The organism is Streptomyces sp. NPDC001941, assembly GCF_040296945.1.
Lineage (GTDB): Bacteria > Actinomycetota > Actinomycetes > Streptomycetales > Streptomycetaceae > Streptomyces.
Genome location: NZ_JBEOYE010000006.1, coordinates 57546 through 66853, shown reverse-complemented (window position 1 = coordinate 66853; position 9308 = coordinate 57546). Strand labels below are relative to the sequence as shown.

The window sequence follows — 9308 nt, the reverse complement described above, 5'->3', positions numbered from 1 at the left end:
CGCATGTCCCGTCAGGGCGTCTGCGCGTCCGTAGGGAAGTCGTCGCAGCGGTACGGGCCCCGGGCGTGGTCGCCGTCACCGGTCAGGCGTACGGGGATCTGGGCGAGGGAGTCGCGGCGCGCGGCCTCGGCCGACCAGGCGGTGCAGACCACTTGGCCCACCGCGAGCTTGTCGAGCCGTCGTACGTCGTAGGGGAGCACCACGGTCAGTTGCCCGGCCGGGGACGCGAGGACGTCGACCCGCGGTGTGCCACCGCCTTCGGGCAGCGGAGGGAGCCGGGTGAAGAGGTTGGCCGCCGATACGGCCCCGTTGAGTCCGGTCAGCAGGGAGCGGACGGCGTCGGCGGTGCCGGGCTGCGCGGGTTCCTTGGCCGGGACCACCCCGCGCAGGTGGTCGTCGTCGGTGGCCCAGTACTGGCGGGCCGCGACGGTGACGGCGGGCGGTGAGCCCTCGACCGGCTGGACCCCGCTCGCGCCGACGCCGCAACCGGTCAGCAGGAGTGCGAGGGGCCAGGCGCACAGGCGTACCGCTCTCATGACCGCTCCTGGGGGTGCTGGGGGAGTCGTACGGTGAACACCGCACCGCCGCCCGGCCGGTTGGCGGCGGTGAGGGTGCCGCCGTGCAGCCGGGTGTTCTCCCGGGCGAGGGCCAGGCCGAGGCCGCTGCCCTCGGATCGGGTGCGGGCCGCGTCCGCCTTGTAGAAGCGGTCGAAGAGGTGGGGCAGCACGTCGTCGGGGATCCCGGGGCCGCTGTCGGCGACCTCGATCACCACCTCACCGCGGGCCGGGTCCGTGCCGAGGGCGAGGACGACCGGTTCGCCGCCGTGCCGCAGGGCGTTGCCGACCAGGTTCGCGACGATCACGTCGAGTCGGCGCGGGTCGAGGCGCGCCCGTACCGGCGGGCTCGGGCTGACCACCACCCGGTCCTGCCAGCCGCGGGTGCACAGGGTGGCGGCGAGGCGCGCGGGCACGTCCACCTCGTCCGGGCGGAGCCGGGCGGCCCCGGCGTCGAAGCGGGAGATCTCCATGAGGTCCTCGACCAGCTGGACCAGGCGCCGGGTCTCGCTGCTGACCAGGCGTGCGGCGGTGGCGCCGTCGCCGGCCATCCGCGGTGCCTCCTCGTCCAGTACGTCCGTCACCGCGGTCATCACCGACAGCGGTGTGCGCAGCTCGTGGGAGACGTCGGCGGCGAACCGCCGGGCCTGGGCCTCCATGGTGCGCAGCTCGGTGACGGCCGTCTCCAGCTGTTGCGCGGACTGGTTGAACGTCCTGGCCAGTTCGGTGAGTTCATCGTCGCCGGTCTCCGGGACCCGGTGGTCCAGGCGGCCGGCGCCCAGCCCCCGTGCGGCGCGGGCCAGCTCGCGCACCGGCCGGAGGACCCGGCCCGCGCAGAGCAGCCCGAGCAGGATCGCGCAGCCGGTGACGGGCAGCGCGGCCGCCCAGGCGGCGGACCTGACCGCCGCGACGTCCCGGTCCTCGGCCCCCAACGAGGCGACGAGGTACAGCTCGAACGACCCGGCGGCCGTGCCCGCCGGATGCCGGAGTGCGACCGGCGTGCCGATCACCAGCCAGGGCACGCCGTCCCGGACGACGCGCTGCCGGGCGGGGCGGCCGGTGTCACGCACCCGGCGGCTCAGTGGGGCGGGGACCGGTACGGCGGAGGCGAAGGTGTTGCCCGCGATGTTCACCCCGCCCTGGACCAGGCGTACTCCCGCGGGGCGGGTGCGCGGGGTCAGCTGGTCGAAGAACCGGCCGAGGACCGCCCGGTCGGCGGGCCAGGCCAGGGCCGGTGCCAGCTCGCCGCTCTGCTCGCTGAAGTCGGTGACCAGGGCGGATTCGGCGCGGTCGATGAGCGAGGCGCGCGCCTGGCGGTAGGTGAGGGTCGCCGTGGCGACCGTGCTGAACGCGGCGAGCAGGACGAACGCGACGACCAGCCGCGCTCTCAGCCCGCGCAGCCACCGGGGGCGCCGCGCCGTCACAGCGGCCCGAAGCGGTAGCCGAAGCCGCGCAGGGTCTGTACGTACCGGGGCGTGCCCGGCTCGTCCTCGATGCGCAGGCGCAGCCGCTGCACACAGGCGTCGACCAGGCGCGGTTCGATGTGGCGGTCGTGCCCCCAGACCGCGGTGACCAGCTGCTCGCGGCCGAGGACCCGCTCCGGCTCCGCGCTCAGGGCCAGCAGCATGCGCAGCTCGGTCGGAGGCAGCGCCAGCGGCCGGCCGTTCTTGGCGACGGTCAGCGCCGCGCGGTCGATGACCAGGTCCCCGTGCCGCTCCACCGGCCGGGCCCGCGCGGGGGAGGCGTCGGTGCGCCGCAGGACCGCGCTGATGCGGGCGGTGAGCACCCGGGGCATGACGGGCTTGACGACGTAGTCGTCGGCGCCCGCCTCCAGCCCGGCCACGACGTCCATGTCGTCACCGCGCGCGGTGAGCATGACGATGGGGAGCGGCCCGGAGGCGCGGATCCTGCGGCACACCTCGAAGCCGTCGATGCCGGGCAGCATCAGGTCCAGCACGACGACGTCGACCGGCCCGGTCTCCAGGGCGCGCAGGCCCTCCTCGCCGGTCGCGCACGCGACCACCCGGTGCCCGGTGCGGCGCAGGGCCATCTCCAGTCCGGTGCGCAGGGCGGGGTCGTCCTCGATCAGCAGTACATGGGACATGCGGGTCATTATGGGCACCGCTGATCGGGTCCTCGGGCATGTCGAGGCCGGTACGAGGACGTCAGGCGCATTCCGGGCCGGTTTGTTGCACAGCCATGATGTGGAGCTGAACCGGCGCTGATGTGACCGGCCCACTGTGAGGGCATGAAGACGATCCGGAAGTACTCCCACAGCTCACGCACCCTGCGGTCCACCGTGGTGATGGCCCTGCCCGTGCTCGCGTTCACCATGGCGTGCGGAGCCGGAGGCGGCTCCGACACACCGGTGGCCAGCGCGCGGAAGCCCGCCCAGGGCCAGGACACCGGCACCGGCGGCACCACGAGCGGGGACAAGCCCGACGAGCACGCCCTGATGCTGAAGTGGATCGGGTGCATGCGCACCGCCGGGGTGAAGATGGCCGACCCCAAGCCCGACGAGGGCCCGGACACCCAGAGCGCCTACCGCGACGCCGGCGAAGCCGCCTTCATGAAGGCGAAGAAGACCTGCGAGAAGACCGAGGCGCAGTGGATGCGGGCGGCAGAGGCCAACCGGCCCGCCGACTCCGACGCCAAGGACAGGGACTCCCAGCTGAAGTACGCGCGGTGCATGCGCGAGAACGGCATGAAGGACTGGCCCGACCCCCGCGACGGCCGGCTGTTCCCGGAGGGCGCCAACGCCGACGACGTACTGGCCGACCCGGCCTTCCAGAAGGCCGACCCCGTCTGCCAGAAGCGGGTGTACGGCAAGTGAGGCGACCCGCCGGGAAGTTCGCCGCCGCGGCCGCCGTCGTCCTCGTCGCCGCGGGGGGCGCCACCGCGCTCGCGCTCCGCGACGACGCCGACCCCACCCCCGCCTCCGCACGGGCGCAGGCCCGGCCCACCGACCGCATCACCCGCGGCGACCTCCAGCAGAAGACCTCCTTCCAGGGAGTCCTGGGGTTCGCCGACCGGCGCGACCTCAAGGCGGCCCGGGGCGGCACCCTCACCGCCCAGCCGCCCGCCGCCGGCACCACCGTGCGCCTCGGCCGACCGCTGTACGAGATCGACCGCGTCCCCACCGTCCTGCTGTACGGCAAGGTGCCGATGTACCGGGACCTGGCCCAGGGCGCCAAGGGCATCGACGTCTCCCAGCTCCAGCACGGACTGCGCTCACTGGGCTATCACGTCACCGCGAGCGGTACGTACGACGACGCCACCACGTCCGCCGTCAGGAAGTGGCAGAAGCAGCTGGGCGCCCCGGCCACCGGAACGCTCACAGCGGGCCAGGTCGTCTTCCTCCCCGACGCCGTACGGATCGCCGAGGTCAAGGCCCTGACCGGCGACAGGATCGAGGCGGCCGGCCCGGTCCTCACCCTCAGCGGTCGCACCCGCGTGGTGACCGCCCAGGTCAAGAACGACGTACGACAGCTGCTCAAGCGGGGCCGGAAGGTCACCCTCACGCCGCCCGACGGCAAGCCCGCGCAGGGCACGGTCACCGCCGTCGGACCCCCCGCGGCGCCCGCCCCCCAGGCCGGAGCCCCCTCCGACGGCCAGGACACCCCCGGCGCGGGCAAGAGCCCCGTCACCATCGAAGTGCCCGCCAGGTCCGGCATCGGCGACGGGGACGACCAGGTCCCGGTGACCGTGTCCGTCACCGCCGAATCCGCGCGCGACGTCCTGACCGTCCCCGTCGAGGCGCTGCTGGCGCTGCGCGAGGGCGGCAAGGGCCTGGAGATCGTCACCGACACGGGCACCCGCACGGTCGCGGTCACCACCGGCATGTACGCCGACGGGCGGGTCCAGGTCACCGGCGAGGGCCTCCGGGAAGGCATGAGGATCGGAGTGCCCCCCAAGTGAGCGCCGTCATCGAACTGACCGACGTGGTCAAGACGTACGCCGGAGACGTCCGGGTCCTGCACGGCGTCGACCTGCGCGTCGAACACGGCGAACTGACCGCGATCGTCGGACCGTCCGGCTCCGGGAAGTCCACCCTCCTGAACATCATCGGCACCCTGGACCGCGCAAGCTCCGGCACGGTGCGGGTGGCCGGGCACGACGTCGGCACCCTCACCGACCGGGAACTCTCCGCACTGCGGGCCACCCACATCGGCTTCGTCTTCCAGCAGTTCCACCTGGCCCCCGGCCTGAGCGCCCTGGACAACGTCGCCGACGGCCTGCTGTACGGCGGACTGCCGCTCGGCGAACGCCGCGAACGCGCCCACGGGGCACTGCGCGCCGTGGGCCTGGCCCACCGCACCGGACACCGGCCCGCCCAGATGTCCGGCGGTGAACGCCAGCGCGTCGCGGTCGCCCGCGCCGTGGTCGGCGAACCCGACCTGATCCTCGCCGACGAACCCACCGGCAACCTCGACACCCGCTCCGGCCGGGCCGTCATGGACATCCTGCGACAACTGCACGCCGACGGCTCGACCATCGCCGTCATCACCCACGACAACGACATCGCCGCCGCGCTGCCCCGACAGGTGCACGTCCGCGACGGCCGCGTCGCGGACAGCCCGGCCCGCCCCACCGCACCCCGGGGCGGCACAACATGACGCGCCCCGCACCCGCCCCACGCGCCCGAGGCCACCGCGACACGCGACTGCGCCCCGCCCGGCTGCGCCCCCGCGACGTCGTCAGGGTCGGCGCCACGGGACTGCGCACCCGTCCGGTGCGGGTCGTCCTCTCGGCGCTCGGGATCGCCATCGGCATCGCCACCATGGTCGCGGTCGTCGGCATCTCCAGCTCGAGCAAGGCCCAGCTCATGGCCAAGCTCGACCGGCTCGGCACCGGCCTGCTGACGGCCGAACCGGGCCAGTCCCTCGGCGGCGGACAGGCCCGGCTCCCCGAGTCGGCCATCGCCATGGTCGCCCGCATCGGCCCGGTCACCCGGGCCAGCGGCACCGGCAAGCTCGACGTCACGGTGCGGCGCACGGACTCCGTACCCGAAGCCGAGAGCGGCGGCCTCGGCGTCCTGGCCGCACATGCCGACCTCGCGGACACCCTGGGAGTGAAACCCGCACGAGGACGCTGGTTCACGGCCGCCACCGCGACCTACCCCACCACGGTCCTCGGCACCCAGGCCGCCCGACGGCTCGGGGCGGAACCGGGCTCGCTGGTCTGGCTCGGCGAGCGCTGGTACACCGTGATCGGCGTACTGGAGCCGGTCGAACTGGTCCCGGACCTGGACCGCTCCGCACTCGTCGGCTGGCCCGCCGCGCGGAAGTACCTCGGCTTCGACGGCCATCCGACCACGCTCTTCGAACGCTCGGACAGCACCGCGGTCCCGGACGTGCGGGCGGTACTGGCCGAGACCGCCAACCCCCAGAACCCGGAGCAGGTGAAGGTCAGCCGCCCCTCCGACGCGCTCGCCGCCCAGGCCGCCGCCGACGGCGCCTTCACCAACCTCCTCCTCGGCCTCGGCGGAGTCGCCCTCCTCGTCGGCGGGGTCGGCATCGCCAACACGATGATCATCTCGGTCCTCGAACGCCGCGCCGAGATCGGCCTGCGCCGCTCCATCGGCGCGACCCGGGGCCAGATCAGGACCCAGTTCCTCACCGAGGCCCTGCTCCTCTCTCTGCTCGGCGGAGCGGCCGGAGCGGTCCTGGGCACCACGGCGACGTACGCCTTCGCGGCCCTGCAGGGCTGGACGGCGGTCGTACCACCGTGGGCGATCGGCGCGGGCATGGGCGCCACCGTGGCCATCGGCGCGATCGCGGGCCTCTATCCGGCCGTCCGGGCCTCACGGCTCTCCCCGACCGAAGCACTCACCACCGCCTGACCACCTGGACGGGCTCGCGGAGGCGACCGGGGTCAGGACGGGCCGAGTACGCCGTGCTGGCGGAGCGAGACCACCACGTTCTCGGCCAGGTCCCACGCGTCCAAGTCGTCGTCCCCGATCTCGTCCAGGTAGGAGTTGATGGCTTTGGCCGCGATGGTGATCGGGTCCGTCTCACGGGGCTCGGTTGTGCTCATGCCCGCAGCATACGGGCGACCCGGTACGAGCCCTGAGCGCCCGTCAGCGCCCCGGCGGGTCCGTGCCGCACCAGGCAGGAGAGCCGAGCACCGAGAATGCTCGACCAGCGGTTCCTGAACGCGTCGAGGAACACGTGTGGGCGGGACGCGTGACCGCGTCCCGCCCACACGCGGGGTGCTACAACGTCAGCCCGTGGGGCGTCAGTTGATGATGTCGTACGCGTTGAAGCCCGTACCGATCTTCACGCCCTTGGCGAGGGGGGCCTTGGCGTTGCCGGTGCCGGAGAAGCGGTAGATCTCTCCGGCGGAGTTGCGGGCCATCAGGTCGGAGAGGCCGTCGAAGTCGTAGTCGCCGACGGAGAAGATGCGGTTCCAGCCGTTCCAGCCGGTGGCGATCTTCACGGCCTTGGCGAGCGGCGCCTTGTAGTTGCCGGTGCCCGCGTACAGGAACAGGTTGCCGGACTTGTCGCGGGCCACCACGTCGGCCTTGCCGTCGCCGGTCAGGTCGCCCTGGCCCGCGATCTGGGTGAAGTTGTTCCAGCCGCTGCCCAGGCGCACCCGGACGCCGATGGCGCCGTTGGGGCGGCCGAGGTAGAGCCAGGCGACGCCGGTCTTGTCGATGGCGAACAGGTCGGCGTCGCGGCTGTGGCCGAGGTCGCCGGGCGAGGAGACGCGGTAGGTGGACCAGCCCGAACCGCGCGCCCAGCCCCCGTTCTCGTTGCCGTAGCCCAGGTAGCCGTCGCTCAGGACGACCCAGTTGCCGTCGACGTAGCCGTCCTTGTTGCTGTCGTCGAAGAGGACGCTCTTGACGTCGCTCCAGTCCTCGCCGGTGTCGGTGCGCTTGCCGAAGCCGCCCGACCCGTTGGGACCGAAGTGCGACATCTTCTTGGTCTTCTTGTTCACCAGCACCAGCGGGTAGGTCGGCGTGCTCACCGTGGCGGCGCGGGGCGCGGCCTGGGCGGCGGGCCGGGCCTGCTGGGCCTGGAAGGCCCTGGCGGCCGTGTCGGCGGCGTGGGCGGCCGGCGACGGGTTACCGGTGGCGAACGCGGTGCCGGCGGCGGACGCCAGCGCCACGGTGACGGCGGTGACGGCCAGGGCGCGCCGCGGCAGACGGCGCGTGGTGGTGCTCATGAAGGTGGGACCCCCCTGCAGATGCGTACGACGCACGCTGATCGAACGCGCGTCGCAGAAACGTTCGCATCTTTGCACACTGTCTTCACTCTATTTTTACGCCCCTCATAATCGCCGATCCGGCCACGGCCCCGCTGGGCGGGTGCCTCGCCGACGGCGAAGGCCTCCGTCCCGGGACACCACGGCCACGCTTGCGTTGGGGAATCTGCCGACAGGGCACCTGCCCTTCACTCGCTGTCGAGGGCCTGGGCGATCTTGTTGGTGATGTCGGCCGCCGCCGGGCCAGGACGGCCCGCGCCGGCGAGGGCGGCGGTGTCGAGGGCGCGCAGGACGATGCTCCGGAAGGCGTCGGCATCGACGGGGTGTTCGGCCTTGAGCAGTTGCATGACCTGGGTGAGGGCGGGCAGGACGTGGTCGGCCATCGCGGCGACGGTCTTGCCCTGGATCGTGATGCTCCCGGCCTTGTCGGCGAGGACGTGGCCGATGGGCCCGGTGGAGGAGGCGAGGGCGATGCTGCCGGCGGTGGCGGCCTTGTGCGGGGAGCCGGCCGGATCTGCGGCGGCGAGGAGGGAGACGGCGCCGTAGGCGGCGGTGCGCAGGAGGGTCTTGTCCTGGGCGGTGAGGGTGAGGGTGTTCGTCATGGTGAAGGTCTCCTGGGCTCGGCCGGACCGTCCCCGCCTGGGGGCGGTCCGTGCGGTTTCTGATGGCCCTACTTTCGCGACGCGTCCTGTCACCCGGCTTTCACGCCCCTGACAGCTGCGCCGTCACGCGAACGCCGAAGGTGCCGGCACCTGCCTCAGGCGGGAACGGGCTCCGCCACGGGGTACGGGCTGAGCATGGTGTCGAAGTAGCCCTCCGGGGCTCCCTCCAGGAAGGTCGACAGGTTTTCCAGGAAGGCGCGCAGCGGGGGAGTCGCGTTGTGCAGGTCCAGGTCTTCCTGGGAGCGCCAGACCTCGTACAGGAAGAAGCGGCCGTCGTCGTGCTCGTGGAGGTGGTACTGCAGGTTGCCGGGCTCCTGCCGGGTGGGCTCGACGAAGGAGGTGAGGATGCGCCGGACTTCGTCCGCGCGCTCCGGCCTGGGGCGGAGGAAGCCGTAGAGGGCGATGGGGTGAGCCGTGTTCGTCATGGCCTCACGCTAAGATCTCACATCGATGTGAGGTTCAAGGGTTTGTGAGGGGCGCCACATGAAGATCGGCGAGCTCGCCGCGGCGACGGACACATCCGTCCGGCTCCTGCGGTACTACGAGGAGCAGGGCCTCCTGGCGTCCTACCGCCTCGACAGCGGCCACCGCCGCTACGACGACGGTGCCCCCGCCGTGGTCCGCCGCATCCGCGCACTGCTGGACGCCGGCCTTCCGACCCGGGTCATCCGCGATCTCCTGCCGTGCGTCGGCCAGGACGGCACGGTCGCCGGATGCAAGCTGGAGACCCTTCAGGAGCACCTTCAGGGTCTGGACGACCGGATCTCGGCGCTGTCGGAAACCCGCACGTCCCTGGCCGGGCTCATCTCCGCCACCCAGGCCCGCGAAGAGACCCTCGTTTAGGGCGACCTCCGTTAGGGCCACCTGCGCCGGGCGAAGGGCCGTC

General features: G+C 72.9%; 12 protein-coding genes. 5 read left to right on the top strand and 7 right to left on the bottom strand.

Going from position 1 to position 9308, the window contains the following annotated elements:
* Positions 1-11 precede the first annotated feature (11 nt).
* Genes ABT160_RS07670 through ABT160_RS07660 form a run of 3 tightly spaced genes read right to left on the bottom strand, consistent with a single transcriptional unit; the run spans position 12 to position 2658 of the window.
* The gene (locus ABT160_RS07670; protein ID WP_351644835.1) at positions 12-536 is read right to left on the bottom strand and encodes a hypothetical protein; all 525 of its coding nucleotides are present in this window, start codon (positions 534-536) and stop codon (positions 12-14) included.
* Entirely contained in the window at positions 533-1978 is a 1446-nt protein-coding gene (locus tag ABT160_RS07665) for an ATP-binding protein (protein ID WP_351644832.1), read from the bottom strand. The genes ABT160_RS07670 and ABT160_RS07665 overlap by 4 nt, the downstream gene beginning before the upstream one ends.
* Entirely contained in the window at positions 1975-2658 is a 684-nt protein-coding gene (locus ABT160_RS07660; protein WP_351644830.1) for a response regulator, read from the bottom strand. The genes ABT160_RS07665 and ABT160_RS07660 overlap by 4 nt, the downstream gene beginning before the upstream one ends.
* A 144-nt stretch (positions 2659-2802) precedes the next feature.
* On the opposite strand from ABT160_RS07660, the gene ABT160_RS07655 reads away from it, so the two are divergent.
* The 4 genes from ABT160_RS07655 to ABT160_RS07640 are packed head-to-tail and all read left to right on the top strand — an operon-like array spanning position 2803 to position 6396.
* The gene (locus ABT160_RS07655) at positions 2803-3387 is read left to right on the top strand and encodes a hypothetical protein (protein ID WP_351644828.1); all 585 of its coding nucleotides are present in this window, start codon (positions 2803-2805) and stop codon (positions 3385-3387) included.
* Entirely contained in the window at positions 3384-4472 is a 1089-nt protein-coding gene (locus tag ABT160_RS07650; RefSeq protein ID WP_351644826.1) for a peptidoglycan-binding protein, read from the top strand. Before ABT160_RS07655 ends, ABT160_RS07650 begins: the two co-directional genes overlap by 4 nt.
* Positions 4469-5170, top strand: a complete 702-nt coding sequence (locus ABT160_RS07645) for an ABC transporter ATP-binding protein (RefSeq protein WP_351644824.1) — start codon at positions 4469-4471, stop codon at positions 5168-5170. Before ABT160_RS07650 ends, ABT160_RS07645 begins: the two co-directional genes overlap by 4 nt.
* Entirely contained in the window at positions 5167-6396 is a 1230-nt protein-coding gene (locus ABT160_RS07640) for an ABC transporter permease (RefSeq protein ID WP_351644821.1), read from the top strand. The genes ABT160_RS07645 and ABT160_RS07640 overlap by 4 nt, the downstream gene beginning before the upstream one ends.
* 32 nt (positions 6397-6428) lie before the next feature.
* Here ABT160_RS07640 and ABT160_RS07635 read toward each other — a convergent pair whose 3' ends face one another.
* The 4 genes from ABT160_RS07635 to ABT160_RS07620 form a co-directional block, all read right to left on the bottom strand.
* On the bottom strand, positions 6429-6590 hold the full coding sequence (locus ABT160_RS07635) for a hypothetical protein (RefSeq protein WP_351644819.1): 162 nt from the start codon (positions 6588-6590) through the stop codon (positions 6429-6431).
* Between the two features lie 201 nt (positions 6591-6791).
* Positions 6792-7721, bottom strand: a complete 930-nt coding sequence (locus tag ABT160_RS07630; RefSeq protein ID WP_351644817.1) for an FG-GAP repeat domain-containing protein — start codon at positions 7719-7721, stop codon at positions 6792-6794.
* Between the two features lie 227 nt (positions 7722-7948).
* A complete protein-coding gene (locus tag ABT160_RS07625; RefSeq protein WP_351644814.1) occupies positions 7949-8362 on the bottom strand; it encodes a hypothetical protein in 414 nt (137 codons plus the stop codon).
* Positions 8363-8517: 155 nt separating this feature from the next.
* Positions 8518-8847 (bottom strand): putative quinol monooxygenase, encoded by a 330-nt coding sequence (locus tag ABT160_RS07620; protein ID WP_351644811.1) that lies wholly within the window; start codon positions 8845-8847, stop codon positions 8518-8520.
* Positions 8848-8905: 58 nt separating this feature from the next.
* Here ABT160_RS07620 and ABT160_RS07615 point away from each other — a divergent pair, with 58 nt between their 5' ends.
* Positions 8906-9265, top strand: a complete 360-nt coding sequence (locus ABT160_RS07615) for a MerR family transcriptional regulator (RefSeq protein ID WP_351644809.1) — start codon at positions 8906-8908, stop codon at positions 9263-9265.
* The last annotated feature ends 43 nt before the right edge of the window (positions 9266-9308 follow it).

Excerpts from the sequence above, each read along its gene's own strand:
- ABT160_RS07615 (WP_351644809.1), top strand. The coding sequence starts at position 8,906 with ATGAAGATCGGCGAGCTCGCCGCGGCGACGGACACATCCGTCCGGCTC.
- ABT160_RS07630 (WP_351644817.1), bottom strand. The coding sequence starts at position 7,721 with ATGAGCACCACCACGCGCCGTCTGCCGCGGCGCGCCCTGGCCGTCACC.
- ABT160_RS07620 (WP_351644811.1), bottom strand. The coding sequence starts at position 8,847 with ATGACGAACACGGCTCACCCCATCGCCCTCTACGGCTTCCTCCGCCCC.
- ABT160_RS07625 (WP_351644814.1), bottom strand. The coding sequence starts at position 8,362 with ATGACGAACACCCTCACCCTCACCGCCCAGGACAAGACCCTCCTGCGC.
- ABT160_RS07660 (WP_351644830.1), bottom strand. The coding sequence starts at position 2,658 with ATGTCCCATGTACTGCTGATCGAGGACGACCCCGCCCTGCGCACCGGA.
- ABT160_RS07670 (WP_351644835.1), bottom strand. The coding sequence starts at position 536 with ATGAGAGCGGTACGCCTGTGCGCCTGGCCCCTCGCACTCCTGCTGACC.
- ABT160_RS07655 (WP_351644828.1), top strand. The coding sequence starts at position 2,803 with ATGAAGACGATCCGGAAGTACTCCCACAGCTCACGCACCCTGCGGTCC.
- ABT160_RS07635 (WP_351644819.1), bottom strand. The coding sequence starts at position 6,590 with ATGAGCACAACCGAGCCCCGTGAGACGGACCCGATCACCATCGCGGCC.
- ABT160_RS07640 (WP_351644821.1), top strand. The coding sequence starts at position 5,167 with ATGACGCGCCCCGCACCCGCCCCACGCGCCCGAGGCCACCGCGACACG.